General features: G+C 70.4%; 24 protein-coding genes and 1 tRNA gene. 9 read left to right on the forward strand and 16 right to left on the reverse strand.

Annotated elements, in window-relative coordinates; translation table 11 throughout:
• Nucleotides 1–3: 3 nt before the first annotated feature.
• Together ACFQ7C_RS02960 and ACFQ7C_RS02965 are read right to left on the reverse strand one after the other, a co-directional pair.
• Nucleotides 4–333: a hypothetical protein gene (locus ACFQ7C_RS02960; protein ID WP_378897700.1), complete on the reverse strand. Its 330-nt coding sequence runs from the start codon at nt 331–333 to the stop codon at nt 4–6.
• An 84-nt stretch (nt 334–417) separates the two neighbouring features.
• Nucleotides 418–2,151, reverse strand: coding sequence for an L-aspartate oxidase (locus tag ACFQ7C_RS02965; RefSeq protein WP_378897703.1), 1,734 nt, complete (start codon nt 2,149–2,151; stop codon nt 418–420).
• 71 nt (nt 2,152–2,222) lie between these two features.
• Here ACFQ7C_RS02965 and ACFQ7C_RS02970 point away from each other — a divergent pair, with 71 nt between their 5' ends.
• Nucleotides 2,223–3,152 (forward strand): LysR family transcriptional regulator, encoded by a 930-nt coding sequence (locus ACFQ7C_RS02970; RefSeq protein WP_378897706.1) that lies wholly within the window; start codon nt 2,223–2,225, stop codon nt 3,150–3,152.
• Nucleotides 3,153–3,226: 74 nt separating this feature from the next.
• Here the strand turns inward: ACFQ7C_RS02970 and ACFQ7C_RS02975 are convergent, their stop codons facing one another.
• Nucleotides 3,227–3,802, reverse strand: a complete 576-nt coding sequence (locus tag ACFQ7C_RS02975) for a hypothetical protein (RefSeq protein ID WP_378897709.1) — start codon at nt 3,800–3,802, stop codon at nt 3,227–3,229.
• 336 nt (nt 3,803–4,138) lie between these two features.
• Between ACFQ7C_RS02975 and ACFQ7C_RS02980 the strand changes: the two genes are divergently transcribed.
• Nucleotides 4,139–4,603: a DUF4916 domain-containing protein gene (locus tag ACFQ7C_RS02980; protein WP_378897712.1), complete on the forward strand. Its 465-nt coding sequence runs from the start codon at nt 4,139–4,141 to the stop codon at nt 4,601–4,603.
• 26 nt (nt 4,604–4,629) lie between these two features.
• On the opposite strand, the gene ACFQ7C_RS02985 is transcribed toward ACFQ7C_RS02980, so the two are convergent.
• A tRNA-Arg gene (locus tag ACFQ7C_RS02985) sits at nt 4,630–4,704 on the reverse strand.
• Between the two features lie 127 nt (nt 4,705–4,831).
• On the opposite strand from ACFQ7C_RS02985, the gene ACFQ7C_RS02990 reads away from it, so the two are divergent.
• The 3 genes from ACFQ7C_RS02990 to ACFQ7C_RS03000 all read left to right on the forward strand — a co-directional run bounded on the left by ACFQ7C_RS02990 (nt 4,832) and on the right by ACFQ7C_RS03000 (nt 7,974).
• On the forward strand, nt 4,832–5,635 hold the full coding sequence (locus tag ACFQ7C_RS02990) for an N-formylglutamate amidohydrolase (RefSeq protein WP_378897715.1): 804 nt from the start codon (nt 4,832–4,834) through the stop codon (nt 5,633–5,635).
• Nucleotides 5,632–6,846, forward strand: a complete 1,215-nt coding sequence (locus ACFQ7C_RS02995; RefSeq protein WP_378897718.1) for a flavohemoglobin expression-modulating QEGLA motif protein — start codon at nt 5,632–5,634, stop codon at nt 6,844–6,846. Before ACFQ7C_RS02990 ends, ACFQ7C_RS02995 begins: the two co-directional genes overlap by 4 nt.
• Nucleotides 6,847–6,930: 84 nt before the next feature.
• Nucleotides 6,931–7,974, forward strand: coding sequence for a glutathione synthetase (locus tag ACFQ7C_RS03000; RefSeq protein WP_378897721.1), 1,044 nt, complete (start codon nt 6,931–6,933; stop codon nt 7,972–7,974).
• Nucleotides 7,975–8,041: 67 nt separating this feature from the next.
• Here ACFQ7C_RS03000 and ACFQ7C_RS03005 read toward each other — a convergent pair whose 3' ends face one another.
• The 6 genes from ACFQ7C_RS03005 to ACFQ7C_RS03030 all read right to left on the reverse strand — a co-directional run bounded on the left by ACFQ7C_RS03005 (nt 8,042) and on the right by ACFQ7C_RS03030 (nt 13,831).
• Nucleotides 8,042–8,323, reverse strand: a complete 282-nt coding sequence (locus tag ACFQ7C_RS03005) for a Fe-S cluster assembly protein HesB (protein WP_378897724.1) — start codon at nt 8,321–8,323, stop codon at nt 8,042–8,044.
• A 155-nt stretch (nt 8,324–8,478) separates the two neighbouring features.
• Entirely contained in the window at nt 8,479–10,242 is a 1,764-nt protein-coding gene (locus ACFQ7C_RS03010; protein WP_378897727.1) for a carbohydrate-binding domain-containing protein, read from the reverse strand.
• Nucleotides 10,209–11,051 (reverse strand): polyphosphate polymerase domain-containing protein, encoded by an 843-nt coding sequence (locus ACFQ7C_RS03015; RefSeq protein ID WP_378897730.1) that lies wholly within the window; start codon nt 11,049–11,051, stop codon nt 10,209–10,211. Before ACFQ7C_RS03015 ends, ACFQ7C_RS03010 begins: the two co-directional genes overlap by 34 nt.
• Complete coding sequence (locus ACFQ7C_RS03020) at nt 11,048–11,683, reverse strand: DUF4956 domain-containing protein (protein WP_378897733.1); 636 nt, start codon at nt 11,681–11,683, stop codon at nt 11,048–11,050. Before ACFQ7C_RS03020 ends, ACFQ7C_RS03015 begins: the two co-directional genes overlap by 4 nt.
• Nucleotides 11,680–12,834: a glycosyltransferase gene (locus ACFQ7C_RS03025; protein WP_378897736.1), complete on the reverse strand. Its 1,155-nt coding sequence runs from the start codon at nt 12,832–12,834 to the stop codon at nt 11,680–11,682. The genes ACFQ7C_RS03020 and ACFQ7C_RS03025 overlap by 4 nt, the downstream gene beginning before the upstream one ends.
• Before the next feature lie 4 nt (nt 12,835–12,838).
• Nucleotides 12,839–13,831: a phosphodiester glycosidase family protein gene (locus ACFQ7C_RS03030; protein ID WP_378897739.1), complete on the reverse strand. Its 993-nt coding sequence runs from the start codon at nt 13,829–13,831 to the stop codon at nt 12,839–12,841.
• 290 nt (nt 13,832–14,121) lie between these two features.
• On the opposite strand from ACFQ7C_RS03030, the gene ACFQ7C_RS03035 reads away from it, so the two are divergent.
• Together ACFQ7C_RS03035 and pntB are read left to right on the forward strand one after the other, a co-directional pair.
• Nucleotides 14,122–15,672, forward strand: a complete 1,551-nt coding sequence (locus ACFQ7C_RS03035) for a Re/Si-specific NAD(P)(+) transhydrogenase subunit alpha (protein WP_378897742.1) — start codon at nt 14,122–14,124, stop codon at nt 15,670–15,672.
• Nucleotides 15,669–17,084 carry a Re/Si-specific NAD(P)(+) transhydrogenase subunit beta gene (gene pntB / locus ACFQ7C_RS03040; protein WP_378897745.1) on the forward strand — a complete coding sequence of 472 codons (1,416 nt, stop codon included), beginning with the start codon at nt 15,669–15,671 and terminating at the stop codon, nt 17,082–17,084. Before ACFQ7C_RS03035 ends, pntB begins: the two co-directional genes overlap by 4 nt.
• A 45-nt stretch (nt 17,085–17,129) precedes the next feature.
• Here the strand turns inward: pntB and ACFQ7C_RS03045 are convergent, their stop codons facing one another.
• From ACFQ7C_RS03045 to ACFQ7C_RS03055, 3 genes are all read right to left on the reverse strand, one after another.
• Nucleotides 17,130–17,483, reverse strand: a complete 354-nt coding sequence (locus tag ACFQ7C_RS03045) for an Lsr2 family protein (RefSeq protein ID WP_378897746.1) — start codon at nt 17,481–17,483, stop codon at nt 17,130–17,132.
• Nucleotides 17,484–17,646: 163 nt separating this feature from the next.
• Nucleotides 17,647–18,504 carry a LuxR C-terminal-related transcriptional regulator gene (locus tag ACFQ7C_RS03050; RefSeq protein WP_378898269.1) on the reverse strand — a complete coding sequence of 286 codons (858 nt, stop codon included), beginning with the start codon at nt 18,502–18,504 and terminating at the stop codon, nt 17,647–17,649.
• A gap of 259 nt (nt 18,505–18,763) precedes the next feature.
• A complete protein-coding gene (locus ACFQ7C_RS03055) occupies nt 18,764–19,342 on the reverse strand; it encodes a methylated-DNA--[protein]-cysteine S-methyltransferase (protein WP_378897749.1) in 579 nt (192 codons plus the stop codon).
• 210 nt (nt 19,343–19,552) lie between these two features.
• On the opposite strand from ACFQ7C_RS03055, the gene ACFQ7C_RS03060 reads away from it, so the two are divergent.
• Entirely contained in the window at nt 19,553–23,302 is a 3,750-nt protein-coding gene (locus ACFQ7C_RS03060; protein ID WP_378898270.1) for an AAA family ATPase, read from the forward strand.
• Nucleotides 23,289–23,507, forward strand: coding sequence for a hypothetical protein (locus ACFQ7C_RS03065; protein ID WP_378897752.1), 219 nt, complete (start codon nt 23,289–23,291; stop codon nt 23,505–23,507). Before ACFQ7C_RS03060 ends, ACFQ7C_RS03065 begins: the two co-directional genes overlap by 14 nt.
• 6 nt (nt 23,508–23,513) lie before the next feature.
• On the opposite strand, the gene mscL is transcribed toward ACFQ7C_RS03065, so the two are convergent.
• From mscL to ACFQ7C_RS03080, 3 genes are read right to left on the reverse strand one after another with little or no spacing between them, the layout of a single operon-like run.
• Nucleotides 23,514–23,951 carry a large conductance mechanosensitive channel protein MscL gene (mscL, locus tag ACFQ7C_RS03070; RefSeq protein WP_378897754.1) on the reverse strand — a complete coding sequence of 146 codons (438 nt, stop codon included), beginning with the start codon at nt 23,949–23,951 and terminating at the stop codon, nt 23,514–23,516.
• 43 nt (nt 23,952–23,994) lie between these two features.
• On the reverse strand, nt 23,995–24,297 hold the full coding sequence (locus ACFQ7C_RS03075) for an FmdB family zinc ribbon protein (protein ID WP_378897757.1): 303 nt from the start codon (nt 24,295–24,297) through the stop codon (nt 23,995–23,997).
• A gap of 22 nt (nt 24,298–24,319) precedes the next feature.
• Nucleotides 24,320–24,916, reverse strand: coding sequence for a 5-formyltetrahydrofolate cyclo-ligase (locus ACFQ7C_RS03080; RefSeq protein WP_378897759.1), 597 nt, complete (start codon nt 24,914–24,916; stop codon nt 24,320–24,322).
• Between the last annotated feature and the right edge of the window lie 72 nt (nt 24,917–24,988).

The following is a 24,988-nucleotide window of genomic DNA, read 5'->3' on the forward strand; positions in this document are numbered from 1 at the left end:
CGCTCAGATCTCGTCGTCCCAATCCGTGTCGTTCGGCAGGGTGGGGTCGACGGCCGCCACGGGGCGCAGGCGACGTTGGATCATGTTCAGGCGCGCGATGGCGAACTCGTCGACGAGCTCGCCATCGTCGCTGGGCGCATCGCGGGCGACCATCTGGCTCGCGGGACCGATGAGCACGGTCACCTCGCCCACGGATCCGTCCAGTTCCCTGGTCGGCACCGTCACCGCCTCCGCCTCGCCGGCCTCGGCCAGCGCCCGACCGCAGTCGAGCAGGGCCGCCGCGATGTCGTCTCCCGTCACGAACTCGCTTCCCGCGTAGATCACCCTCTTCACGTGGTCTGTTCTACCCGCAGGACGCCGGTTCGCTCGCGGGGGTTGCAGCCTGCCGCCGAACGGGCTACGCCTCCGGCCGGGGGTCTACTCGACGAGCTTTCCCACGACCGACACGTCGCGCATGAGGTCGGCGATCTCGGCGGGGATCGGCGGGATCGGCTCCCGCACGACACCGGTCGTCGGGGACCACACCAGGTTGACCTGCAGATCGGGGTCGATGTCGGGATAGTCGCTGCGGTTGTGGCAGCCCCGGGTCTCGCGGCGCTCGAGCGCGGCCTCGAGGGTTGCGCGCGCGGCGAGCGCCGCCGACTTCAGGTCGAACGCGTGCGCGAGGTCGTGGTAGCCCGCGATATCGGGGTGGACGCCGATATCGGCCATCCGCGCCTCGATCGCGTCGAGTTCGGCGAGGCCGGTGAGCAGCCCCTGCTCGTCGCGGACGACGCCGGCGTGCTCGGTCATCGTGTCGCGGATGGCCCTCTGGAGCGCCCGCACGTTCTCGGTTCCGGATGCCGCGAGCAGATCGTCGATCTCCGCGCGGGCGGTGGCGACGGCCGACGCCGAACGCGTCTGCGCCGGGAGTGCCGCCGAGTACGCGGCGGCGGCCTGTCCGACGATCCGCCCGAACACCAGGAGCTCGATGAGCGAGTTTCCCCCGAGCCGGTTCGCGCCATGGAGTCCCGAGGACGCCTCGCCGATCGCGTAGAGCCCGGGCACGTCGGTCGAGTGGTCCGCCGAGCGCACCCAGACGCCGCCCATCGAGTAGTGCGCGGTGGGCGCGATCTCGATCGGCTCCTGGGTGATGTCGAGCATCTGCAGCTCGAGCATCGTCTGGTAGACGCGGGGGAGGCGCGTCATGATCGTCTCGCGCGGGAGGTGCGAGACATCCAGCCACACTCCGCCGTTCGGCGTGCCGCGACCCTCCTTGATCTCGGTGTAGCAGGCCAGGGCGACCCGGTCGCGGGTGGAGAGTTCGAGTCGCTCGGGATCGTAGGTGTGCATGAACCGCTCGCCGAGGCCGTTGCGCAGGATGCCGCCCTCGCCGCGCGCCGCCTCCGAGACGAGGGTGCCGGCCGCGCTCTCGGGCTCGATGATCCCGCTCGGGTGGAACTGCACGAGCTCGGGATCCCGCAGCCGGCCGCCGGCCTCCACGGCGAGGCGGAACGAATCTCCGGTGTTCTCGTCACGGCGCGAGGACGTGCGCCGCCAGATGCGGTTGTGCCCGCCCGCCGCGAGGATGACGGCGTCGGCGTGAATCAGGTACCGCGTGCCGCCTTCGAGGTCGAAGCCGTACGCGCCGAAGACCGCGCCGTCGTCGTTCACCAGGATGCGGGTGACGTAGACGGTGTCGAGGATGGGCACCTGCAGCTGCGCCGCCCGGTTGATGAGCGTGCGCTGGATCTCGAGCCCCGTGTAGTCGCCGGCGAACGCCGTGCGGCGGTACGTATGGGCGCCGAAGAACCGCTGCGAGATGCGGCCGTCCTCCTCGCGTGCGAAGGGCATGCCGTACCGCTCGAGGTCTTCGATGCCGCGCGCGGCTCCTGAGGTGACGATCTCGACCGTGTGCGGGTTCGCGAGCAGGTAGCTCTCCTTGAGGGTGTCGGCGGTGTGCTGCTGCCAGCTGTCGTCGGCATCCATGGTGCCGAGCGCGGCGTTGATGCCGCCGGCCGCGAGGGAGGTGTGGGCGTCGGACTTCGGACGCTTGCCCAGCGCGATGACATCGACGCCGGCTTCGGCGAGTTCTATGGCCGCGCGAAGACCGGAACCGCCGGTGCCGATCACGAGGACGGTGGTGGAAAGCTGGCGTTCTGCAGGGATCACGTCAGACACGCTAAGCACTCGCGCTCCATTACTCCAATGCATCTTTCACGTTGACATGATAGCGATACGCTATGCAGGTGAATCTCGAACAGCTCCGGTCGTTCGCCATGGTCGCCCAGCTCGGCAACTTCACCCGCGCCGCTGAGCACCTCCACCTCGCTCAGCCCTCCCTGAGCCGGCAGATCTCGTCACTCGAGCAGAGCCTTGGCACGGAGCTCTTCCACCGCGCCCGCGCTGGCAGCACGCTCACGGTCGCGGGGGAGACGCTGCTGCCTCTCGCCCGTCGGATGCTCGCCGACGAGGCATCCGTTCGCCGCGAACTGGACGAGCTGGCGGGACTCCGGCGCGGACGCGTGCGCCTCGGGGCCACGCCCACGCTCTGCGTCAGTCTCGTCGCTGAGGCGCTGAGCGCCTTCCACGGCACGTACCCCGGGATCGAGCTCCACATCACGGAGCGCGGCTCGCGCGGCCTGCTCGAAGACCTGGGCGCCGGGGAGCTGGACCTCGCGCTGATCACGACGTCGGATGCGGCCTCGGCCGAGCGATTCACCGTCACCCCGCTCCTCGTCGAGGAGCTGGTCGTCATCTCGTCGAGCAGCGCCCCGCCGCTCACCGGACGCGAGAGCATCGGCCTCGCCGAGGTGGCCACGCTGCCGCAGGTCGTCTTCAGCTCGACGTACGACCTGCGCGCCACGACCGGCGCCGCCTTCGTGGCGGTGGGCCTCTCGCCCCACACGGTGATCGAGGGTGCCGAGATGGATGCCGTGCTGCGGTTCGTCGAGCGCGGCATCGGGGTGGCGATCGTGCCGGCGATGGTGCTCATCGAGCGCGCGGGGCTGCGGTCGGTGCGCCTGGCCGATCCGACGCTGACCCGCACGATCAGCATCGCCCGGGCCGCGGACATCTCGCCGACGACCGCCGTCACCGTCATGCAGCAGACGATCGTCCGCACCGCCGCCGCGCTCGCCGCCGGGCAGCAGGCGACGATGCGGCTCGCGTAGTCGCAGGAGAGCTGAGGGGAACGGATGCTGTGGGCCGCAGCATCCGTCATCCGAATGGTTCGCCCATCGGTGCCTCAAGGCGTCGGCGAGTCGTCGGTGTGGACGCAGCCGGGAGGCTCGGAGTTGCCGCTGAGGGTGAAGTCCTCGCAGGTCAGGAAGCTGCTCTGATTGAGGCCCAGCAAGAACGAGGCGACGGCGATGGCTGCGACGATCGCGAAGATGCCGATCCTCGCACCGAGGGAGTAGTCGGCGATCACGTCGGGCCACACGGTGCGCACGACCACCCAGAGTGTGAACGGGATGCCGGCGAGCCCCACGACGATGGCGAGCAGGTCGAACAGGTTGCCCCAGAGGTCGTCCGCGGCGGGAGCCTCCGTGAACGACAGGGCGAGCCACAGCGACGGGATGAGGAGCGCGATCGCGCGGCCCACCTTCACGCGGATCCGCGCGGGCTGGATCAGCACCACGACGAAGCCGGCGGTGGCGACCACCCACACCGTCAGGAGCTGGTCGAAGAACAGGGTGTGCCATGCCCCGAGGGTGAACGCCGGCCACCAGATCGCGCCGCTCATGCCAATGAGGACGATGCCGATTCCCCGGTAGCGCGCAGGCGCCTTCGAGGTCGCGTCGGGCGCGGGTGTCGCGGTCATTCCGGTCCCCTCCGGAGGTGGTCCGTGTGACGTGCAGAGTAGTGCATGCCTCCACAGTGGCGGCGCACGGCGGCCACGCAGGCGCGTCGCGACACGACGTCCCTCGACGCTGTTGGGCAGGTCCCGGCAGACGATAGGGTGAGCCCACGGGCGGCTCACCGTGATCCTGGGAACTGATCACAACGCGGGTTCCCGTACTGGGGATCTCTGGGGCTGGGCTTCTGATTTCCCCTGCGCTCCCCCCGCGCAAGGACGGTTCCTCGGACGTTGCAGCGAGAGCCTGTGGCGTCCGAGGGACCTCATCGTGTCCCGCGCGCGACCGCACACAATGGGACGGTGAGCTTCCTTCCTGCAGACCTCTACGCCCAGATCGAGCAGTCCGTCCCCCTTGCGTGTGTCGACTTCGTGCCCGTGCAGGAGGACCGTGTGGGTCTGATCCGGCGCGCGTCGCCGTTCGGCCAGGTGTGGTGTCACCTCGGCGGGCGGATCCTTCGGGGCGAGACGATGGCCCAGGCATTGCGTCGTCATGCGCACGACACACTGGCTGTCGATCTCGTCCTGCCGGACGATCCGCAGCCGGCTTACGTGTACCAGTGGTTCCCGCCCGAGATCATGCCGCAGGACGGGGTCGCCTACGGCAGCGACCCGCGCAAACAGGCGGTCGGACTGTCGTTCGCCGTCGAGATCACGGGGACTCCCGTGGCGCAGAACGAAGCGCTCGACTTCGGTTGGTTCCAGCCGGGTGCCCTCCCCGCGCCCCTGTGGCCGGGTTCGGCCGAGCTGCTTCGCCGACTGCTCTGACGCGCGACGTGCTCGTCACCGTGGTCTGGTGCCCCTGGAGGGACTCGAACCCCCAACCGTTTCCTTAGGACGGAACTGCTCTTCCATTGAGCTACAGAGGCTGGCGGCATCCAGTCTATGACGGGAAGGCGGCCGCACGTCGCCAGGTGCGCGCCGCGGCGAGTACGGGGGCGGTCGGGCGGTGTCAACCCCTTGAGGCCTTGCTCCGCCCCGGAAAACAATGGGCTGATGGTCACCACGGAGCGCCCTGCGTTCGAATTCCACGGCGACTGGAACGAACAGTTCATCGCCACCGCGATCCACAACGGGCACGATGTCCGGTCGGAACTCGCGGCCGAACTGGTCCTGCCCGAGGCGGATCGGCTCCGGGAGGAGGACCCGTGCACCGATGAGATCGGCGCGCTGGTCCCGGCTCGGGTCGTCGTGAACCGGTCCCGCTTCGAGGTCGATCTCAATCGTGCGCGCGAGGAGGCCGTCTACCGGTCGGCAGACGAGGCATGGGGCCTGGAGATCGTCCGCGATCCTCCCCTCGACGAGGACATCGTCGCCGGATCCCTCGCGGTCTACGACGCGTTCTATGCAGAGCTCGGTCGTCGACTCGACGCCGTCGCCGAACGCGGCCCCTTCGTGATGTTCGACGTCCACTCCTACAACCACCGACGCGACGGCGCCGATGGCGAGGAGGCGCCCGAAGCCGAGAACCCCGAGGTGAATGTCGGAACGGGCTCGCTGGACCGCGACCGCTTCGGACCCGTGGTGGATGCCTTCATCGAATCGCTCGCGACGACCGGCACGTCGGCGGGACCGCTCGACGTGCGCGAGAACATCCGCTTCCGAGGGCGACAGCTCGCCGCCTGGACGCATGCCCGCTACCCGGGCCGAGGCGTCGTGCTCGCGCTCGAGTTCAAGAAGACCTTCATGGACGAGTGGACGGGGGAGGCCGATCGTGCTCGCATCGACGAACTCGCCCGGGCCCTGGCATCCACCATCCCTGCTCTCGAAGAGGCGCTGAGCGAAGTGGCGACGACATGACCGCCGACTCGACCCATCCTCGCGATGCCGTCGGTCCGGAGACCGACGTCATCGACACCGGCGCGTTCTCGCCCGCAGACCTGGCGGCGGACCACGCCATGGCTGCGCTGGCCGGAAGCGTGCGATTCCTTCTCGAGATGACGCCCGTCAACGCGGATGAGATCCGGGCGCAGTTCCTCGCCGACCCCGAAGTCGACCCGGTGTTCGAGTACCGGACACTCGACGTGGATCCCGACGTGCTGGAAGCCCAGGTGGACGCCCTGCCGCTCGACGCCGTGACGGATACCACCCTCGCCGCGCTGCTGCGCAACCGCCAGCGGGAGATGACGCTGCGGGTGGAGATGCTGCGCGCCCGCAACACGCCGGAGTTCCTGCAGCTGTCGATCGCGCAGTACGGGCCGGTGCTGCCCGCGCTCGTGGACACCGCCGACGACCTGCTCAGCCGGCTTCCGCACGGGAAGCTGGAGCGGGACTCCGTGGGCGCGGAGGAGTTCCTTGCGGCGGCGAAGGCGGAGATCGCGCACTATCGATCGATCGATCCGGACGCGGAGTTGCACGCAGAGATCCGTGACGACGTCTCGGGCGTGCTGGTCGAGGGCAACACGCTCCTCATCTCGCAGAATGCGGCGGTCGCCGGCGCCCGCGTCAACGCGCTCCTGCAGCATGAGGTGGGCACGCACCTCGTGACGCAGGTGAACGGCCTCGCGCAACCCATCCGCATGCTCGGTGCCGGGCTCGCTCACTACGACGAGACGCAAGAGGGTCTCGCCGTGCTCGCGGAGATCGCGTGCGGCGGGCTGACAGCGTCCCGGCTGCGCCAACTCGCGGCACGGGTCGTCGCCGTCCACGCGCTCGTGGGCGGAGCGACATTCGTCGAGACCCACCGTCTGCTCACCGGTCACGGTCTGCCTGCTGGGAGCGCCTACAGCGTCGCCATGCGGGTCCACCGCGCCGGCGGCTTCACCAAGGACGCCATCTATCTGCGCGGTCTGCTGGCACTCCTGCAGCACGTGGCACATGGCGGTGCGCTCGACCTGCTCTTCCTCGGGAAGTTCTCCCTCGAGGATCTTCCCCTTGTTCAGGAGCTCGCGGAGCGAGGCCTCCTCACGCCCGCCCGCATCATGCCGCGGTACCTGTCGGAGGCCGAATCCGCCGACCGGCTGCGCGATGCCGCCCGGGTCGACGACCTGGTGTCGCTGGTCAATGCGTAGGCTCTGCTCGCTGATGAAGCCCCCTCACGCGCGGCACGCACAGACAGTGCCGGTCCATGTCCACCCCATCCCCGAGGAGCACAGATGAGAATCGGTTTCGTCGTCAACGACATCGCCACGGAGCAGTCCATCTACTCGACGACGCGCCTGGCGATGAGCGCTGCCGCACGAGGGCACGACGTGCACCTCATGGGTCTTCGGGATTTCGGCTACGAACCCGACGGATCGCTCTCGGCGATCGCTGCGACAGCGACCGTCGGCAAGCGGTACCGGTCGCTCGAGCGCTACCTGGAAGATGTGCAGTCCGCCACACGTGAGCGGACGCAGCTCGACGACTTCGATGTGCTGATGCTCCGTGCCGACCCGGCGGCCGAAGCAGCAGACACGGCGTGGGCGAGCACAGCCGGACTCGCGTTCGGGCGAATGGTCGCGGAGACCGGCGTCCTCGTCGTCAACGATCCGCGCTCCCTGGCCGACGCGATGTCGAAGGCCTACTTCCAGCACTTCCCGGAGGTGGTGCGCCCGCGCACGCTGATCTCGCGAGACGAGGAGCGGGTGCGTGAGTTCATCGACGAGCTCGGTGGCCGCGCCGTGCTGAAGCCGCTTCAGGGCTCGGGCGGTTCGGGCGTGTTCCTCGTCGATCTGAAGCGGGAGCCGAACATCGCCCAGATCGTGGAGGCGATCGCCCGCGACGGCTACGTGGTGGCTCAGGAGTACCTGCCCGCGGCCAAGGAGGGCGACGTGCGGATGTTCGTCATGAACGGCCGAGCGCTCGAGATCGACGGTGTCTACGCGGCATTCCGCAGACGGCCGGGGGAGACGGACGTGCGGTCGAACATGTCCGCCGGCGGGAAAGCGGAGGCGGTGAAGGTCACCGACGAGATGCTCCACCTCGTGGACGCCGTCCGCCCGAAACTCCTCTCCGACGGCATGTTCCTCGTCGGGCTCGATATCGCGGGCGACAAGCTGATGGAGGTCAACGTGTTCTCGCCCGGCGGCCTCGGATCCTGTGCCGCACTGTACGGCGTCGACTTCGCCTCGGCAGTCATCGACGACCTCGAGCGCAAGACGCAGATGCGCCGGCACTACGGCAGCGAATTCCCCAACGTCCAGCTCGCGACCGCGTAGTCGCGCGACGCAAACGAAGAAAAGCCCCGACATCCGATGACGGATGCCGGGGCCCGAAGCGCTGCGGTCAGCCTTGGTTCCCGAGAGCGAACCGGACGGATCCGTCGTTCGCGAGCTCGGCGTCGAGGACACGGTCCTCGAGCGCGATCGCAGCGGTCTCGTCGAGGAACACGCGAGCCCCGCTTTCGATCACGACGGTGTCGTGGGGCCCGGGATCGGGCGCGACGCTCAATTCGAATCCGGCGGAGCCACCCGCGTCGCGGATACGCACACCTCCGTCTTCGGCGAGGGGCACTCGGGCGACGATCTCCTTGACGGCCTCGGCGGCGGTCTGGGTCAGCGTGAGCATGCTTTTCCTTTCCGTTTGCGGTTCCGGACCGGCCACGATTCCGAGATCGGCTGCGCGATGCAACCCCTACGCGCCGCCTCGGCCGCATTCGGAGGGAGTTCCCACGTTCGGCCGCCGCTCGCGAGGGCGCACCAGCGGCGACCGGAACTCCGGGATCACGGCCGACGGCCGCCGCCGCCCATACCGCCGCCCATACCGCCGCCCATCCCGCCGCCGGAGACGTTGACGCCCTCCGCCACCGTCGCCGCAGTGACGCCGTTCACGATGATCGTGTACGACCCGCCATCGGCGACCACCGGGCCGCTGTAGAACATGGCGCTGAAGCCCTGGTCGGCCTCGAAGCTGGCAATCACCGCGCCCGAAGCATCTGTCACCTCCACGGTGTCACCCCCCGAACCGCTGACGGTCGCCGCGACCCACGGCTGCGAGCCGGTGGGGGTGACCAGCACCGATCCGGCGACGAACAGCTCGCCGCCGTCGATCGCGATCTCGCCATTGGCGTCGAGGGCGCCCTGCCCGCCCGCCGAGCTCGGCCCGCTGACGACGGTGGTGCCGCCGGTGATCGAGACCGTGCCGTTCGAGTCGAGGCCGTCGCCGACCGCCGCGACGCGCACACTGCCGCCCGAGATCGTGAGAGTCTCACCGGTGTCCTGCTCGCCACCGCCTCCGCCCATGCCGCCGCCCTGGGTGTCGGACGCGGTTCCGCTCGCGGCGTTGACGCCGTCGTCGCTCGACGTGATGACGACGGTCCCGCCCGAGATCGCGACATCCGCCGCCTCCAGGCCCTCGTACGACTCGGCGACCGTCACACTGCCGTCGCCGATCTCGAGGCGCTGCTCGGCGTGGATGCCGTCGTCGCCGGCCGTCACCGACACGATGCCCCCGCCGATCCCGATCGATCCGTCGGAGTGCACGGCGTCGTCCACGGCCTCGATCGTGACCTCGCCGCCGTCGATCGCGACGACGACGCCCGCCGTGACCCCCTTGGGTGAGTCGTCCGAGGTCGCGGCATCCGTCCCCGCCGTCAGCGAGGCCGTGCCGCCCGTGATGACCGCATCGGTCGCCGCCGCGATCGCGTCGTCTCCGCCCTCGGCCGCTACGGTGCCCCCGGCGAGGACGACGAAGCCCTGCGTCGCGTCGTCGGTCTGGTCGCTCCTCAGCGCATCGCCGCCGGCGGTGAGCTCGAGCGTGCCGCCTTCGACGGTGAGCGAGTCCTTGCCCCGCAGCGCGTCGTCGGCCGCCTCGACCGTGATCTCGCCCGACAGGATCACCAGGTCGTCGGTGCTCGCGATGCCGTCGTTGCCGTTGCCCGACACCGTCAGCGCCCCGGTGCCCGAGATCGTGAGGTCGGCGTCGGCGTAGACGGCAGCGTTCGCGTCGGCGTCGTCGGCGTACGACGACGCGTCCGAGACGCTGTTGTCGCTCCCCGCCGCGAGGGAGAGGGCGACGTCATCCGCGCTGGTCACGGTGATGGCAGGGGAACCGGATGCTGCGATCTCGGCGTCGTCGAGGATCAGCACGACCTGCGCGTCCTCGGGGGCGGCGACGACCACCTGGCCGTCGAGCGCGCCGGAGAGCCGGAACACGCCGCCGTCCGTGACGGTGACGGTGGAGCCGTCGACGGTCACGGCGTCGGAGTCGCTCGACGCCGTGCTGCCAGAGAGGCTGATGTCCTCAGCATCCGTTTCGCTCCATTCGTCGTCCTTCACGACGGTGACGTCGGAGTTGGCGGCGAGCACGGCCGGCACGCTGAGGTCCGAGTCGACCACGGCTGCGGTCTCGGCGCTCGACGTGTCGGTGGTCGAGGTGGTCGTCGAGGCGGCGGTCTGCGTCGCGCAGCCGGCGAGCACGAGCGCGGCGAGGGCCAGTGGCGTGGCGGCGAGGATCACGCGGCGGCGGGGATGGGGCTGACGGGGCATGAGGCGTCCTCCTTGTGGGTGGCGATGACCGGGTGGGTCGCGGGCGTGGCGCGGTGCGACGGGTCGAACGGGCCGCGCAGCAGCCGCGCCCAGCGGTTGCGGGGGAGTGCCGGGTGCAGCGCCGCGAGGCCGGTGGCATACTTGCTGACCGTCGTGGGCCGATGACCGGTGCGCCAGAGTGCGCGATCGACGTCGGACGGGCGGGCGCCCGACTTCGTCTCGACGATCGCGAGGTCGGGAAGGGCGAAGCCGTGTCCGTCGGGCTCGATCCATTCGAGCGCGGTGTCGACGGTGGCGCGTCCGGCGCCGTCAGCGGCGAGCAGGGTGGCCCTTCGGTAGCGGGTCAGCAGCGTCGCGTCGAGCTCCTCGGCCCTCTCCGAGGCGACCCCGATCGTCGCGAACGCGTCCGCGACGTCGCCACGTGCGTCGTCGGTGAGCCGATCGCGGTCGCGCGGGTCGTACTCGTCGCGGTCCTTGACGGACGTACCTCGTGCGCCGCGCGTCTTGATCTCGAGATAGGACGTGCCGGTGTCGAGGTAGTTGCGCGTGCGCAGCTTGAAGCGCCGCCGCCGGGGCTGGGCCGCCATCCGGAAGCTCAGCAGGTCGGGGGTGTCGAAGTACACCGACTCGTATGCGAAGTCGCGGGCGCCGTCCATCTCGAGCACGCGGATGCCGGGGTCGAGCGTGGCGAGCACCGGCTCGAGGCGTTCGCGCGGCACGACGTACTTCCTGTCGACGCGGGTGAGGAGGGATGCCTCGGCCACGAGCGCCTCGAGCGACACCGGGTCGAAGCGGTCGAAGGTCGTCATCGCGCCGCTCCCTCGAACGTGGGCGCGTTCGCCGCGGGCACGCTGGCGGCGGTGCCGCGGCGCGCGGCCCGGGGAGCCGCTCCCCGCGCGACCCGGTAGCGGACGTCGACGAGCGTCGTGTCGTTGACGAGGTCGAGCTCCTGCACAGTGGTCGAGGCGACCGTGCCGCCGAGTCGCTCCTCGAGCTCGGCCCGCAGCTCGTGCTCGTCGCCGACGGCGCGGTCGAGACGCACGACCTGGTGGCGCGACCGCGAGAGCAGTGCGGGGTGATCGGCACCCCACAGCACCGCGAGGATCAGGGCGACGAGCGCCGCGACCGGCCACGGGTCGGTCTGGGGGAGGCCGGTCACGAGCCCGATCGCGAGCGCCGCGAAGTAGTACGCGACCTCGCGCTGCGAGATCTCGGACGAGCGCAGCCGGATGATCGACAGCACCCCGAACAGGCCGAGACCGAGCCCCAGCGCGACTTCGGCGGTGCCGAGCACGGCGGCGACGGACATCACCCCGACGTTCACCCCCAGGAAGGCGACGACGAGGTCGCGGCGGTGGTGACGGCGGTAGTACAAGCCGAGGCTCAGGACGAGGGCGGCAGCGAGATCGATGCCGATCAGGATCAGCGCGCTGGTGGTCATGGGTTCCTCCCGATGGGGTGTTCGTTCGAATCCATTCGAGCCGCGGTCGCTATGGGGTTTCTATGACGGGCGTCAGGGCGGCTTACGAGTTCGGCCCGGGCCTGCTGAGTGCCGAAGACGAAGGTGCGCTGCACGCCGTAGCTCGTCACGAACAGCACCGCCTCGGTCGCGATCTTGGCCACGACGAGCGGCATGCCGTAGCGGGTGAGCGCGTCGAGCCACACGATGTTCGACGCCAGGAGCGCGACCGCCAGCAGGGCGTAGCGGGCGGCTTGGCGCAGCATCCGTCCCCGCTCTGTGGGTGAGCCTGTCGAGCCGGCACGGAAGACGACGCGACGGTTGACGGCGAAGTTCACCGAGGCGCTCACGACGCGCGCCGCCACGATCGACGGCACGAGCAGGCCGGTGAGCGCGTTGAGTGCGAGGAGCATGACGGTGTCGACGGCGAACGCCAGCAGCGACGAACCCGCGAACAGCACCAGTGGCAGCATGACGCGCAGCGAGTCGACGACAGGACGGAAGTGACTGGACGCGTTGTCGTCGAGGTACACGGTCTCGATCGGCATCTGGCGGGTCGCGACGCCGTCGCGGCGGCACCGCAGCAGCACGTTCTGCTCGTATGCGAATCGTTCGCCGGGTTGGTCGCGCACCCACGCGAGCAGTCCCGAAGGGATGCCGCGCAGCCCGGTCTGCGTGTCGCTCAACGCCCATCCGGCCGCGAGCCGGAAGACCCCGCGCGCCACGGCGTTGCCGGCGCGCGACCGCAGCGGAACTTTCCCGGTGAACGCCCGGCAGCCCAGGATGAGGGTCGGGGCGCCGTCGGCCGCGTCCTCGCGGAGCGCGTCGGCGACGCGGAGGATGTCGTGCACGGTGTGCTGCCCGTCGGCATCGGCGGTGATGACGTCGTCGCCGGGATGAGCGGTGAGCGCGTGGTCGAACCCCGTGCGCAGAGCCGCCGCCTTGCCGAGGTTGGTGTCGTGATGCCACACGGTTGCGCCGAGCGCCTCGACCTCATCGAACGTCGCGGCGAAGGCTGGGCCGCTCCCGTCGTCGACGACGACCACCTCGACATCGGGGTCCGCGGCGAACAGGCCGGCGACCATGGGTTCGAGGCGCGAGCCCGGCTCGTAGGCGGGGATGAGGACGATCATGGCGTCACTCCGCGGCGGAGCCGTCGGCGATGTAGAGGATGTCGCTCGTGCCGCGCTCGCCGCCGTTGGAGGGCGAGTTGATCACCTCGCCGTCGAAGTACATCGTCGACGAGCCGCCGCCGTCGAGGTTGTACGCGGTGGTCGCGCCGAGGTCGAGCATGATGTCGGCGAGCTCGGTGAGGGTGACGCCTTCGCTGTAGCCGGACTGGCGGCCGTCGACGACGACGAAGACGAGGTGGTTCTCGTCGATGACGCCGACGGCGGTGCGCGGCTGGTCGCCCTGGATGGAGTGGTTGCCGAAGTTCGTGTCGATCTCGACGTTTTCGATGCCGTCGACGACGGCGCCGTCTTCCACGATCGCAGGGCCGAAGCTCAGGGTGTTCCACGCACCGTCGGCGAGCAGTTCCTCCGCGGACGTCGTCGTCTCGTCGTACACCTCGACACGGCCGTCGGTGTAGAACACGAGTCCTTCGCGGGCCGGCTCGTCGCGGAACACCACACCGTTGCGGATCACGGTGCCGGTGTCGCGGAACCCGTAGTAGTCGCCGTTGATCGCGAAGATCGCGCCGTTGTCGGCGGCGATCCGGCTGGTGAGCTCGGTGATGTTCTCCCCGAACTGGTCCTTCGCGAAGGCGCTCGCGAGCGCGGTCGCGCCCGACAGCGTCACGTCCGCGACGTAGTACGTCACGGTATCCGAGCCCGAGCCCTCGGTGACGGTGGAGATCGTGATCGACGTGGCGCCGTCCGAATAGGACGTGTCGGTGACCGTGGCGTCGGTGGCGGCATCCGTCGTGGAATCCGTCGTGGAGTCGACCGCAGAATTCTGTGCCTCGTACTTCGACACGTCGGCGATCTCGACGTGCTCGACCAGGAAGCGGTCGGTCGCCCACACCGCTCCGGCACCGCCCGAGAGCGCGACGACGAGACCGCAGGCGATGACCGCGTTGCGTACCCGGCGCTTGCGGGTGCCGTTGTTCGCGTTGCTCTTCTTGTTCATGCCTCCATGGATATGCGTCGCACCTACGACGACCTTCGCCGTGCGCTATGAAGCGCCTGGAGCGAGCATCTGCGTTTCACCAGACCGCGGTGCGACGGCAGAAGAACGGGGATTGTGGTGCGTGGGGAGCAAATTCTGTGATTCTTGTCATCGTGTCGGACCGCAATGCGCGCTGCGCCCGCATCGGGGTCTGACATCGTGGAGGCATCGTCGCGGGCCCTGTCAGGGGCTCGCCTCCGACGTCCCTGACGCCGCAGCCCGACGCTGTCGCACTCGATCCAGAGGAACGCATGACCCGCATTGGCATCGTCGCCGAAGCGCCCGGAGAGACCCGGGTGGCCGCGACTCCGACCACCGTCCCGAAACTCATCGCCCTCGGCTACGACGTCGTCGTGGAGGCCGGGGCGGGTGCCGCCTCGTCGTTCCCCGACACCGCGTTCGCGCAGGCCGGTGCCGCCGTCGTCGATGGCGCGACCGCGTGGGCGTCGCCGATCGTGCTCAAGGTGAACGCGCCGACGCCGGCCGAGATCGACCGGCTCGCCGATGGTGCGACGATCGTGGCGACGCTCAGCCCCGCGTTGCGGCCCGACCTGGTCGAGGCGCTTGCGACGCGGGGCATCACCGCGATCGCGCTCGACGCGGTGCCGCGCATCTCGCGTGCGCAGTCGATGGACGTGCTGAGTTCGATGGCGAACATCGCCGGCTACCGCGCCGTCGTCGAGGCGGCGCACGAGTTCGGGCGGTTCTTCACGGGCCAGGTCACGGCTGCGGGCAAGGTGCCGCCGGCGAAGGTGCTGGTGGCCGGTGCGGGCGTCGCGGGTCTCGCGGCGATCGGCGCGGCGTCGAGCCTCGGCGCGATCGTGCGGGCGACCGACCCGCGGCCCGAGGTCGCCGACCAGGTCGCGTCGATCGGCGGCGAGTATCTCGAGGTCGTCGTCCCCGAGGAGGCGAAGCAGGTCTCGTCCGACGGCTACGCGAAGGCCACGAGCGAGGCGTACGACCGGCGTGCGGCCGAGATCTACTCCGAGCAGGCAGCCGACGTCGACATCATCATCACGACGGCGCTCATCCCCGGCCGCGCGGCGCCGCGCCTCATCACGGCGGCGGATGTCGCCTCGATGCGCTCGGGGAGCGTGATCGTCGACATGGCGGCGGGGCAGGGCGGCAACGTCGAGGGCTCGGTCGCGGGGGAGAAGGTCGTGACCGACAACGGCGTCGTGATCCTCGGCTACACCGACCTTCCCGGTCGCCTGCCGCAGCAGGCGTCGCAGCTGTTCGCGACCAACCTCGTCAACCTGCTGAAGCTGCTCACACCCGGCAAGGACGGCGAGCTGCAGCTCGACTTCGACGACATCGTGCAGCGCACCGTGACGGTCGTGCAGGACGGGGCGGTCACGTGGCCGCCGCCGCCGGTGCAGGTCTCCGCCGCGCCCGCGCCGACGAAGACGACGGATGCTGCGCCGACGGTGCCCCCGAAGAAGCCGATGTCGGCTGCGGCCCGGACAGGCCTCATCATCGCCGGGATCGCCGCGCTGTTCGCGGTGTGCGCGTTCGCGCCGCCGCCGCTGCCGCAGCACTTCCTCGTGCTGACGCTCGCGATCGTGGTCGGCTTCTACGTCATCGGCCACGTGGCGCACGCACTGCACACCCCGCTGATGAGCGTGACCAACGCGATCTCGGGGATCATCGTGGTCGGCGCCATGGTGCAGATCACCGTGCCCGACCTCACCGTGCAGATCCTCGCCGCCGTCGCAGTGCTGCTGGCGTCGATCAACATCTTCGGCGGCTTCGCCGTCACGCGGCGCATGCTCGCGATGTTCCAGAAGGGCGAGACGCGATGATCGCGGTCGCCGGTCAGGTCGCGGGCGCCGCCTACATCGTCGCGGCGCTCCTGTTCATCCTCAGCCTCGCGGGGCTCAGCAAGCACGAGACCAGTCGCCGCGGCGTCGTGTTCGGCATCGTCGGCATGGCGATCGCGCTGGTCGCGACGGTCGTCCTGGTGGCGGCGGGCGCCTGGGGTCAGCCATCGGGTGCGCTGGGGCTGACGCTGCTCGTCGTCGCCGTGCTCGTCGGCGCCGCGATCGGATTGTGGCGCGCACGGATCGTGCAGATGACGGGGATGCCGGAGCTCATCGCGCTGCTGCACTCGTTCGTGGGTCTGGCCGCGGTGCTGGTCGGCTGGAACGGTGCGCTGTACGACACCGGGCTGACCGGGGCGCTCGCCGACATCCACCACGCCGAGGTGTTCATCGGCGTCTTCATCGGCGGGGTGACCTTCACCGGCTCGATCGTCGCGTTCCTGAAGCTGTCGGCGCGGATCTCGTCGCGCCCGCTCATGCTGCCCGGCAAGAACGCCCTCAACATCGGCGCCCTCGTGGCGTTCCTGGCCCTCACGGTCTGGTACGTGATCACGCCGGAGCTGTGGCTCCTGATCGCCGTCACGCTGCTCGCGCTCGCCCTCGGCTGGCACCTCGTCGCCTCCATCGGCGGCGGCGACATGCCCGTCGTCGTGTCGATGCTCAACAGCTACTCAGGCTGGGCCGCCGCCGCGGCGGGCTTCCTGCTCAACAACGACCTGCTCATCGTCACCGGCGCGCTCGTCGGCTCGTCGGGTGCGTACCTCAGCTACATCATGTGCAAGGCCATGAACCGTTCGTTCCTGTCGGTGATCGCCGGCGGCTTCGGCATCGAGGCGCCGAAGGGCGACGACGAGGAGCACGGCGAGCACCGCGAGATCGACGCCGAGGCCGCGGCCGACCTGCTCGCGAACGCCTCCACCGTCGTCATCACACCCGGCTACGGCATGGCCGTCGCGCAGGCCCAGCACGGCGTCGCCGACCTCGTGCAGAAGCTGCGCGACCGCGGCGTCGACGTGCGGTTCGGCATCCACCCGGTCGCCGGACGCCTTCCCGGCCACATGAACGTGCTCCTCGCCGAGGCGAAGGTGCCCTACGACATCGTGCTCGAGATGGACGAGATCAACGACGACCTGTCGAGCGTCGACGTCGTGCTCGTCATCGGCGCGAACGACACCGTCAACCCGGCGGCGGCGGAGGATCCGGGCAGCCCGATCGCCGGCATGCCGGTGCTCCGCGTGTGGGAAGCCGATAACGTCATCGTCTTCAAGCGTTCGATGGCATCCGGATATGCCGGCGTGCAGAATCCGCTCTTCTACCGTGACAACGCACAGATGCTCTTCGGCGACGCCAAAGAGAAAGTCGACGAGATTCTCTTCCAGCTTTCACGCGGGTGAAAGCTGGAAGAGAATCGCCGATGAAAGACCGCGAGGCGGCGTGCGTCAGTGCGCCGCCTCGTAGGCTTCGAGAACGGATGCCGGAACCCGGCCCCGTTCCGAGACCTGATAGCCGTTCTGCTTGGCCCACTCCCGCACGCCGCTGTAATCCTGCTGTCCGCTGCGGCGGCGTTTGCGGCCCGTGGAGGCGGTGTTGGACGTCGTGCGGCCGGACGCCACGGTGCGCGCCGCCTTGGTGTAGCGCTCGAGAGCGCCGCGCAGCGCGGCGGCGTTCTCGTCGGTGAGGTCGATCTCGTACGCGACGCCGTCGAGCGAGAACAGCACCGTCTCGCCGTCTCCGGCTTCCAAAAGGGTTCCGTCGATGTCATCGACGAGCTGGTGAACGATTCTACGAGCCATAAAGGGAACAATACGCTCGATTGTCGCCGCTGACTATCGCGCGATTACTTGGCGGTGGATAAATGCGGCGGGTGCAGGAGAATTCGTAGAGGGGGGAATTCGGACGCGGCTGTCCGGATTGTCCGGAGGCTCGGCCGATTCGCGTTTCCGCGTGGCGCGAGCGTCAGGGGAGGAGGCCCGCGCGACGTGCGGTGACGACCGCGGCGTGCCGGGTGGAGGCGTCCAGCTTCGCCATCGCCGACTGCAGGTAGGACTTGACGGTGCCCTCTTTGAGGTCGAGCGTGGCGGCGATCTCGGCGTTGGTGGATCCGAGCGCCGCGCACGCCAGCACGTCGGTCTCGCGCGGCGACAGCCGCACGTCGAGCTCGAGCGTGGGCTCCGACGCGTCGTGGGAGAGAGCGGCCAGCCGCTGTTCGAGGCGGTCCAGCCGTGCCCGCAATGCGGGGTCGTCGATGATCGCGGCGATGCTGCGCAGCTCGGCGTAGGTCTCGCGCAGTTCCTCGCGCGTGGCCGCGGGCATCGCGGCGGGCGCCGTGCGGGCCGGGGAGAGGGTCAGGCGCCGCTGCACCTCGTCGCGGATGCGCAGTTCGCTGGAGAGCTCCTCCGCGACGGCGAACGCCGGACGGGCCACGACGTCGCCGACGGGCGACTCGGCCCACGATCCGCAGTAGATGACGCCGCGCGCGCGCCCGCCCACCATCACCGGCACCGCGAACAACGTGGCGATGCCCTCACCGAGGACGGCGCGGTCGTAGTCGTGCGTGATGCTGCGGGATGTGCCGTAGTCGAGCGCGAGGCGAGGGCGCTTCTCGACGAGCGCGCGTCCGCCGAGGCCGCGCGAGGCCTCCACCACGAGGCCTTCGAGATTTCGCGTGCGCGCACCGTGGATGGACGTCACGTGGATCGCGTCGCCGAGGGCGAGCCCGCCGAAGGCGACCGGGAAGCGGGTGCGCCGTACGAGCTCCGCGACCGCGTGATCGAGCGCCTGCGTGTCACCCGGATCGACGTCGATCCCGCCCACGACGAGACGGACCCCCGCGCCCGTGCGGTCGGGGGCCGGTGCGCGATGCGGGAGGGACGCGCCCACGGCTACCTGCTTCCGGCGTGACGGCGTCCTCGCCGCCTTTTCGTAGCGTCGACCTTACCATTCGGGGGTATCGCCCCGATCGGGTCGCACGCCTCCGACGCGGGAGTGCGAGGCCCGGGCGGACGCTCCGCACGCGGGCCTCGCGGCGTGCGGGCGGCCTACTCGCCCGCCGCCTGTCCGGATCGGCCGCGCGTCACTGCGGAGCCGTGACCTCGTCCGCCGGGTGCGGTGCCGCCGGGATCTCGGGACCCTGTTCGAGGTCGATCAGGAATCGCTTCACCTCCGGGCGCCCGCCGTACTCGCCGAGCGAGCCGTCGGCTCGCACCACCCGATGCACCGGGACCACGACCGAGAAGGGCGTCGTGGCGCACGCCGTGCCGACGGCGCGTGCGGCGCGGGGGATGCCGGCCGCGATGGCCACCTCGCCGTAGCTCGCGGTCTCGCCGTACGGGATGTCGCACACGGCCTCGAGGGCAGCTCGCGTGAAGCCGCGCACGAGACGCCAGTCGAGCGGCAGGTCGAACCGCTCGCGGTCGCCGTCGAAGTACTCGTCGAGCTGTGCGGCCGCGGCCTCGAACGCTTCGCCGCCGCCATCGCCGGCCTCAGCGGGGACGGGGAGGGCGCGCAGCTGCAGCGCGACGCGCTCGATCTCGGCGTGCAGGGGGCCGTCGAAGGGGTGCAGGGTGACGATGCCGTCGGCGGTCGTCACGATCAGGATGTCGCCGATGGGCGACGGATGGACGCGGTAGCGGGGCGGATCCTCGGGGTTCATGCGACCATCCTCGCCCCGGGCCCCGACCCGCCGGCGGCTCGAGGTCGGGATCTGTGAGGAATGCGTGCAGGATCCCGGCGGGGGAGGAGGGGGCGTTGCCGGCGCTGTCTGCGACCCGTCCAATACCGCGAAACTCAGGTCCATTGCAAGAGCCGGACACGCGGCGCCTTTAGGGTGGCACGTGTGTGGCGAGCAGAACGCAGCGCCGTGTTGGGCTCAGGAGACGCCGAGCGCGGGTACGACGTGACCCCGGGTGACCTCGGTCTCGCCGAACCCGACGTCACCGTCGTGCACGTCGCCGAGTCCGAGCGCGACCGGCTGCGGATGCAGTCCGCCGCCCTCGGCGGCCGGTCGACCCTGCTGCACTTCTCCGACGGGCAGGACGCCTCGATCGAGATCACGAAGGCGCACCCCGGCAGCCTGCCGCAGTTCATCACCGGACGCTCGACGCTGCTGTCGAACCTGTTCCGCGACGAGGTCGCGCTGCGCAACGCGCGGCTCGCCGCCCAGCGCATCACCGCGAAGGACCAGGAACTGCGCACGACGCGCGGCCTGGACGCCGTGCGCCTCGCCGTCGGCCTCGCCAACTGGCGCATCGCGGGGATCGCGTGGAGTGCGCCGGTGCTGCTGCGGCCGCTCGCCATCCGCCGCCACCACGGCGACTTCGAGCTCAAGCTCCACGGAGCGTTCTCGGTCAACCCGGAGCTCATCCGGGCGTTGCGCACGCACTTCGGCATCATGATCGACGCCGGCGGTCTCGCCGCACTCGCCTACGAAGGCGGCGTCTTCAAGCCGCAGCCGGTGATCGACCACCTCCGCGCGCTGACCGCGTCGATCGACAGCTTCGCGGTCAAGCCGCGGCTGCTCGTGTCGACGTTCGCCGACGTGGGCGGCGACATGGCTCTCGACGCCGCCGACCTCGATCACCGCGTGCTGAACGCGCTCGCCGGTCACGTCGCCGACCGGGAGTCCTTCACGATCCGCCGCGACGGACCGGCGCCGACCAGCCCCGACGACCGGGCGCCGGCCGCCGACATGCTGCTGCTCGACGCCGACTCCGAGCAGGAGCGCGTCCTGGCGCGGATCGCTGACGGTCAGTCGCTCGTCATCCACACGCTGCCCGGCACCGGGGGCACGCAGACCGTCATCAACGCCGTGGGCGCGCTCGTGCGCGACGGCAAGCGGGTGCTGGTGGTGAGCGCGCGGCGCTCGACGCTCGACGGCGTGCGACACCGTCTCGCCGGCATCGGCCTTCCCGGGCTGGCGGTCTCGCCCGACCGCCTGCAGCGCGATCTCATCCGCGCGATCGGCCGCAACGAGAAGGCCGAGGCTCCCAAGGTCTCCGACATCGACGACGCGCTCGTGCGCCTGCGGGGGGTGCTCCGCGACTATCGCGGTGCCGTGACGGCGCAGCATCCCGATTTCCAGGTGTCGGTGCTCGACATCCTCCGCGAGCTCGCCGAACTCGCCGAGCGGGGCGTCGCTCCGGCGACCGAGGCCCGCTTCGAGGCGGACGCCCTCGCGAGCCTCGCGAAGACGCGGAAGGATGCCGCCGCCAAACTGTCGGCCGCCGCACGCCTGGGCGAGTTCCGCTTCGGGCCCGACGACTCGCCGTGGTACGGCGTGTCGTTCGCGACCGTGGAGGAGGCACGGGCCGCGCATGCGCTCGCCGGCAAGCTGCACCGCAGCGACGTGCCGACGCTGCTGGAGCGCGGCTACGAGCTCATCGCGCAGACGCGCATGCGTCCGTTCCAGACCGTCGCCGAGCTCGGCGTCTACCTGCGCCTGCTGCGCGGCATCCGCGACTCGCTCGACAAGTTCAGCCTCACGGTCTTCGAGCGCCCGCTCGCCGAACTCATCCAGGCGCACGCGCCACGTCGCGACGCCCCCGACATGAACGGCGCGAACCGGCGCCGCCTGCGTCGCCTGTCGCGCGAGTACCTGCGCCCCGGCGTGCACGTGCCCGACATGTACGAGGCGCTCGTGCGCATCCAGCAGCAGCGCACGGAGTGGCAGCGCTACGTCGACCCCGGCGTCACGCCCGAGGTGCCGCTCGGTCTCGGCGACGTCCAGGTCGCGTGGCAGCGCGTGGACGCCGAGCTCGGCGAGGTCGACGCCGTGCTCGGGCGCAGCGGCGCCGACCGCCTCGCGACGCTGCCGGTGAAGCAGCTCGTGCGCACGCTCGCCGGCCTCGCGGCCGACTCCGACGTGTTCGACAACCTCAAGGAACGGGCGACGCTGCGCTCCGAGCTCGCGGCGATGGGCCTGGAGCCCCTCCTGCTCGAGCTGTCGGTGCGCCACGTGCCCGAGGATCAGGTGGCGGCCGAGCTCGAGTACGCGTGGTGGCAGTCGGCGCTCGAGCTGCTGCTGCGCACCGACCGGGCGGTGCTCGGCGCGAACACGGCCGTCGTCGACCGCCTGGAGCGCGACTTCCGGCTCGTCGACGAAGCCCATGCCGCAGCATCCGGTCCCCTTCTCGCCGCCCATCTGGCGACGCAGTGGCGCATCGGCATCGTCGACCACCGCGAGGAGGCCGATGGGCTGAAGCAGGCGCTCAAGCGAGGCGCGATCACGCCTGCTGAGCTTGCCGCCGTCGCGCCCACGCTCTCGCGCACCCTCGCACCGGTGTGGCTCGCCTCGCCCTACGAGGTGCCTCGCATCCCGGAGGCGGTCACGTTCGACGTCGTCGTGCTGGCGGATGCCGGAGCCCTGTGCCTCGCTGAGGCCTCGCCCGCGCTCCGCCGCGCCGCCCAGGTCGTGGCGTTCGGCGATCCGGTGACGCAGAAGCCGACGCCGTTCCGCGTCGCCGCGGGCTCGGCCATGTCGGCCGCCGTCGCGCCGCCCTCGGCCAACGGCTCGGCACCGCCCGCCGAGACCGACACGGACGACGAGGTGCCGTTCGACGGGACGAGCGTGTTCGAGCGCCTGGCCGAACTGCTGCCTGTCGAGACACTCACCCGCAGCTACCGCGCCGGCGGCGAGGACCTCGCGGCGCTCGTGAACGACGCGTTCTACGGCGGCGAGCTCGTGTCACTGCCGTGGGCGGGGTCGTACCTCGGCCGCGGCAGCCTCGCGGTCGACTACGTCGAGGGCGGCCACGGCACCCCCGATCCCGTCACCGGGGCGGTCGAGAGCCCCGACTCCGAGGTCGCCCGCGTGGTGACGCTGGTCGTCGAGCACGCCGTCAACCGCGGCACCGAGTCCCTCATGGTCGTGACCGCGAGCGTGCGGCACGCCGAACGCATCCGTGCCGCCGTCGAGGCGGCCTTCGCCGGCCGGTCGGACGTGGCGGACTTCGTCTCACGCGACACGGCCGAGCCGTTCGCGGTGCTGACCCTCGAGGAGTCGGTGGCCGAGAGCCGCGACCGCGTGATCTTCTCCCTCGGCTTCGGCCTCACCAAGCACGGCCGCGTGCTCAGCGACTTCGGCGATCTGTCGTCGCCGGACGGCGAGCGGCTGCTCACCGTCGGAATGACGCGCGCCCGGCGGTCGATGGTGATCGTGTCGTCGATCCGCCCGTCGGCTTTCGACGACGGCCGCCTCGAGTACGGCGCCGCGACCCTCATGTCGATCCTCGGGGGCATCGCCGCCCGATCGCGCGAAGCGCGCCTCGAGGACCTCGCCGATCCGCTCACCCGCGCGCTCGCCCGAGAGCTGCGCCGTGCGGGCCTCTCGGTCGACGTGCACTACCGCGGACTCCTGCCCCTCGTCGCCCAGTACGACGGCAAGGCGGTCGTCGTCGAGAGCGACCCCGAGACGATCGGCGAGTCGCTGCGCGAGTCGCTGCGGCTTCGCCCGCAGATCCTGCGGCGCCTCGGCTGGCACTACGTGCGCGTGCACTCGTTCGACCTCTACCGCGACCCCGCGGAGGTCGCCCAGCGCATCGCGGCCATGCTGGGCGTGCCGCCCGACGCTCCGCGGGTCGACGACGAGACCCAGCCCATCGATGTCATCGAGTGATCGCCAGCGGATCGAGCGGGTCAAGGGCTCCCGTCGCGCGAAGCTGACGCCCGCGCCCGGCACCACAGCCGAGCCGATCCCCGCCGATGAGAAGACGGCGGATGCCGCGCCCCCGGGCGGCCCCGAAGGACAGGGGAACGCGGCATCCGAGTCAGCCGGTCCGAACGACGAGCGCCTGCGGCGCGACGTTCCGCCGCACTATTGACGCGGTTCAGGAACGCGCGGTCGCCTGAGGCTGGTTCCCCTGCTTGTCGAGCAGGTCGCGGATCTGCACCAGCAGTTCCTGCTCGGTCGGAAGCTTCGGCTCCTCGTCGGCAGGGGTGACGCCGGCGCGCGCGGCCGCGCGCTCCTTGACGTGGTTCATCGGGTAGACGAACACGAAGTACACGACGATCGCGACGGCGAGGAAGTTGATGATCGCGCCGAGGATCATGCCGAATCCGAAGAAGACCTCGTCACCGTTGTAGTTGGTGATGGTCCAGCCGACGCTGTCGAGGCTGCTGGCGTTGAACACCAGCGCGATGAGGGGATTGATGAGGCCGGCGACGATGGCGTTGACGATCGCCGTGAACGCGGCGCCGATGACGACCGCGACCGCCAGGTCGATGACGTTGCCGCGGAGTATGAATTCCTTGAAGCCCTTGATCACGTGTACCCCCTGGGTGTCGTCCCGCGTCTGGGGCGCCGGAGCGTCAGGCTCCGGACGACGCGGGAGAGGCCTTCGCCTCGGACTTCGATGATGTCGAAGTCGGCGAGGACGCGCCACCCGAGGACTCCGACCCGCCGCTCGATCCCGAGCCGCCGGGGGCCTTCGCGCCTGCGCGGGAATCGGTGCGGTAGAAGCCGGAGCCGTTGAACGTCACGCCGATCGAGCCGTACTCCTTGCGGAGCGCTCCGCCGCATTCGGGGCACTCGGTCAGGGTCGGGTCGGCGAAGGACTGCACGGCGTCGAAGCGATGGCCGCACTGCTTGCAGGCGTACGCGTAGGTGGGCATGGGGTTCTCCCGGTTTCGGCTGTCAGCGCCGCGTGGGCGCGAGGGTGATGGTGCGCGTGGGTGTGACGACGCCGGTGACGCGTTCGTCGAGTTCGTCGCTCGGCAGCTCGTCGACGAACTCCGAGTCGAAGACGACCGCGTAGACGGGAGGGCACCGCTCCATCGACCCGAGGGTCTTGTCGTAGAAGCCCCGCCCCCAGCCGAGTCGCATCCCGGTGCGATCGACCGACGCGGCCGGGATGACGAGCAGGTCGACGTCGTTGACCGCGATCGGGCCGAGCAGTTCGCCGACGGGCTCGGGCAGGCCGTACAGGCCCTCGGCGATGTCGCCCTCGGGTGTGGCGACCGCCCAGTCGAGGAGGCCGTCGGCGCGGGTCACGGGAAGGAGGACACGGATGCCGCGGGCTACGGCATCCGCCACGAAGGAGCGCGTGCCCGGCTCGGCCGTGGTCGACAGGAAGCACGAGATCGAGCGGGCGCCGTGCTCGGCGACGAGGGCGTCGAGCTGCGCGTGGACGCCTGCCTCGGCGGCCTCGCGGGCTTGCGGCGAGATGAGCTGGCGTCGCTCGCGGAGCTCTGCGCGCAGGGCGCGCTTCGCATCGGCGATGGCGTCGGACATGCTGTCGATTGTAGGTCGTGGAGCCGCACCGGCGGTCGATGGGCGACCGGGTCGGCACAGAGGGGCACCCGG

Source organism: Microbacterium sp. NPDC056569 (assembly GCF_042793475.1).
Taxonomy (GTDB): domain Bacteria; phylum Actinomycetota; class Actinomycetes; order Actinomycetales; family Microbacteriaceae; genus Microbacterium.

Coding starts and splice junctions, on each gene's coding strand:
- ACFQ7C_RS02970 (WP_378897706.1), top strand. CDS start 2,223: ATGCAGGTGAATCTCGAACAGCTCCGGTCGTTCGCCATGGTCGCCCAG.
- ACFQ7C_RS02975 (WP_378897709.1), bottom strand. CDS start 3,802: ATGACCGCGACACCCGCGCCCGACGCGACCTCGAAGGCGCCTGCGCGC.
- ACFQ7C_RS02990 (WP_378897715.1), top strand. CDS start 4,832: ATGGTCACCACGGAGCGCCCTGCGTTCGAATTCCACGGCGACTGGAAC.
- ACFQ7C_RS02995 (WP_378897718.1), top strand. CDS start 5,632: ATGACCGCCGACTCGACCCATCCTCGCGATGCCGTCGGTCCGGAGACC.
- ACFQ7C_RS03000 (WP_378897721.1), top strand. CDS start 6,931: ATGAGAATCGGTTTCGTCGTCAACGACATCGCCACGGAGCAGTCCATC.
- ACFQ7C_RS03005 (WP_378897724.1), bottom strand. CDS start 8,323: ATGCTCACGCTGACCCAGACCGCCGCCGAGGCCGTCAAGGAGATCGTC.
- ACFQ7C_RS03010 (WP_378897727.1), bottom strand. CDS start 10,242: ATGCCCCGTCAGCCCCATCCCCGCCGCCGCGTGATCCTCGCCGCCACG.
- ACFQ7C_RS03015 (WP_378897730.1), bottom strand. CDS start 11,051: ATGACGACCTTCGACCGCTTCGACCCGGTGTCGCTCGAGGCGCTCGTG.
- ACFQ7C_RS03020 (WP_378897733.1), bottom strand. CDS start 11,683: ATGACCACCAGCGCGCTGATCCTGATCGGCATCGATCTCGCTGCCGCC.
- ACFQ7C_RS03025 (WP_378897736.1), bottom strand. CDS start 12,834: ATGATCGTCCTCATCCCCGCCTACGAGCCGGGCTCGCGCCTCGAACCC.
- ACFQ7C_RS03030 (WP_378897739.1), bottom strand. CDS start 13,831: ATGAACAAGAAGAGCAACGCGAACAACGGCACCCGCAAGCGCCGGGTA.
- ACFQ7C_RS03035 (WP_378897742.1), top strand. CDS start 14,122: ATGACCCGCATTGGCATCGTCGCCGAAGCGCCCGGAGAGACCCGGGTG.
- pntB (WP_378897745.1), top strand. CDS start 15,669: ATGATCGCGGTCGCCGGTCAGGTCGCGGGCGCCGCCTACATCGTCGCG.
- ACFQ7C_RS03045 (WP_378897746.1), bottom strand. CDS start 17,483: ATGGCTCGTAGAATCGTTCACCAGCTCGTCGATGACATCGACGGAACC.
- ACFQ7C_RS03055 (WP_378897749.1), bottom strand. CDS start 19,342: ATGAACCCCGAGGATCCGCCCCGCTACCGCGTCCATCCGTCGCCCATC.
- ACFQ7C_RS03065 (WP_378897752.1), top strand. CDS start 23,289: ATGTCATCGAGTGATCGCCAGCGGATCGAGCGGGTCAAGGGCTCCCGT.
- ACFQ7C_RS03075 (WP_378897757.1), bottom strand. CDS start 24,297: ATGCCCACCTACGCGTACGCCTGCAAGCAGTGCGGCCATCGCTTCGAC.
- ACFQ7C_RS03080 (WP_378897759.1), bottom strand. CDS start 24,916: ATGTCCGACGCCATCGCCGATGCGAAGCGCGCCCTGCGCGCAGAGCTC.